Origin of the sequence: Xenorhabdus sp. IM139775, assembly GCF_028598745.1 — a bacterium.
Classification (GTDB): domain Bacteria; phylum Pseudomonadota; class Gammaproteobacteria; order Enterobacterales; family Enterobacteriaceae; genus Xenorhabdus.
The window spans coordinates 1-2,264 of the sequence record NZ_JAQRFK010000158.1 but is presented as its reverse complement, the minus strand read 5'-3'; the positions used below and the strand labels follow the sequence as shown (position 1 = coordinate 2,264).

Here is a 2,264-nt window from a genome sequence, read left to right as displayed (position 1 = left end):
AGGCGATTATTGGCATTATCGTTGGCAGATTTAACCGCTCTGGATGTTGCCGCCTGCGTTTCGCTGTTGCTGTCCACTGCGTTGCTGAGCATCACAAAACCCTTCTCTTTCAGGGTTGCGTCAGGATGGTTGCGGCTCTTTTCATGAACAGTAATGGCACCGGTTACCAGCGAATCCACGTACTCGCGGGTTGCCAGCACCACGGATGGGTCAATCTTTAATGAGACAGCATCAGTATGGCTGACAATCAGCACCATGCGGATAGTCTGGGTACGACCGGAGCCTTCCTGCAATTGGGGTTTGTAGGTTTCGGCGCAGTTACCCACGGCAATCAGGATGCCATCTTTGTCGAAAAGGCCAATTTCACGTATCCACCAACCGCCGTCGCTTTCAGGGATAACCTGCTCGGCAATAATCTGGTTGGTGTTTTTCGGGTCAACGCTCAGGACGTTGATCGCGGCGCGGCGACGTTCGTTAATCAGTTTGGTTTGTGCCGTGTCCGGTGTGGGTAATGTTCCGCCCCCATCGCCTACGGCCATATGGGTAATATTCAGTTTGGTGCCCAGTGCGGCGGCGTTCGCCAGTTTGTCCGCCCCCAGTCGGGTTAGCAGGGCAAAAAATTTCGTCATGATCTAATCCTCATATCATCAATAACATGTATCCCCGCCCCGACGATATCCGCGCCGGTCACGGTGATTAATTCAGGTACATAGGGGTAGACGGTCAGCACATCACCGTCATAACTGGTGACGGCACAATAGGCCGTGCCACTCGTTTCCAACTGAATGGACATGCCAACCAAATGGCGTGACGCGGGTTTGGCATCAAAAATCAGCCGTTCCAATTCGTAATAGGTGGTTTCCGTGATCCCGGTTTCCATCACCCCGATATCCAGCCGGAAAGTGCCTGGTGCTTCGTTGGTCTGCCACCATTCAATCACCCGGATCAGATAGCCGAACGGCTCGACCACGCGCCGGATAGCGCCAATGGTGCCCTTGTGCTTATGCACAAACATCGACGCCCGGATAGCCTCGCGTTTGGCCTGTTCCGGCCAGTCCATGTCCCAGCGGTCAACCGACCACGCCCACGCCAGATAGGGCAGCATTCGCACCGGACAGCGATCCGGGTTCCATAAATCGCGGATGGGTACGGGAATGTCGGCCAGACTGGATAATGCAGCGGCAGCAGCGACTTCCAGCGGGGACGAGCCGACCGGCAACAGGCGGTTATTCATCCGAACCCCCGATAGTGACGTATGCCTGTGTACAGAAACTGGCCTGTGTTTTGCTCAGGATGATATCCCGTGTGGGTTTTTTCAGCTCAACACGTTGGACGCCGGGCGCGTGCAGGGCGGCAAAAATGGCACTGCGCACGATGTCACGGCCAATGCGGTGCTGTTCGGCGGTATAGCGCGCCAGCCGCTCTTTCGCATCCTGCAATATCGGCTCATACTCCGGCGTCGGGTAGAGGTACAGCACGGCGTCAATGTCATAATTCACAATCTCAGCGGATTGCACGGTCAGGCGATCCGCCACGGGGCGCACGTCCTCGTCATTCAGGGCGCGACTCACGATGGTAATCAGTTCATCACTGGCTGCGCCGTTCCCGTCACGGGATAAAATGCTGACCGTGACATAGGCCGGTGCCGGGCTGATCACGGACGCATCGGCACTGCGGGCATGGTATTCATAGGCTGCTACCGGGCCAGCGACGCTCAGTCCCTCAAACGCCTGCGGGATGCGTACCCGAAAATCGGCGTCCGATTCCAGCACGGCAGGCACCGGCGGCACCGCCTGATTATCGGCTGATTGCAATATCAACCGACTGATATTGTTGTTTGCGCCCAACTGATCCAAATCGCCTCCCCTGGCAAACGCAACCATTGCCGCGCGAGCCGCTTCATTAATACGCTGGCGCAACAGCAATTCACGATAGGCATTTTCCTGTAGCAATTTGGTGATGGGTTCCGATTCCAGCGCTAATGTACGAGAGATGGCCTCGCGCTGTTCCGGCGGGGTCAGGGCAATGAGTCGAGTTTTTCGCTCAGCAAACAGGGTTTCAAACTCCAGCGGCTCGACCACATCCGGCGGCGGCAACTGGCTCAAATCGATGGTTGGCATGGTTACCTCACAGGTACAGAAAATGAGATCGGGGCGCGTGACGGCTGATAGTAACCGTGAATATCGACAGTGGTTTGTCCGGCGGCACCCTGAGTCACCGTGATGGACGTCAGGATAATGCGAGGTTCCCATTGCTGGATGGCG

3 protein-coding genes are annotated in these 2,264 nt (G+C 56.4%); all 3 read right to left on the bottom strand.

Annotated features, from left to right (window positions below; all coding sequences use genetic code 11):
- The coding region (locus PSI17_RS16550; RefSeq protein WP_443256045.1) for a phage tail protein at positions 1 to 629 on the bottom strand (629 nt) is incomplete at its 3' end.
- On the bottom strand, positions 626 to 1,234 hold the full coding sequence (locus PSI17_RS16545) for a phage tail protein I (protein WP_273553009.1): 609 nt from the start codon (positions 1,232 to 1,234) through the stop codon (positions 626 to 628). The genes PSI17_RS16545 and PSI17_RS16550, both read right to left, overlap by 4 nt.
- A complete protein-coding gene (locus tag PSI17_RS16540; RefSeq protein ID WP_273553008.1) occupies positions 1,227 to 2,120 on the bottom strand; it encodes a baseplate J/gp47 family protein in 894 nt (297 codons plus the stop codon). The genes PSI17_RS16545 and PSI17_RS16540 overlap by 8 nt, the downstream gene beginning before the upstream one ends.
- Between the last annotated feature and the right edge of the window lie 144 nt (positions 2,121 to 2,264).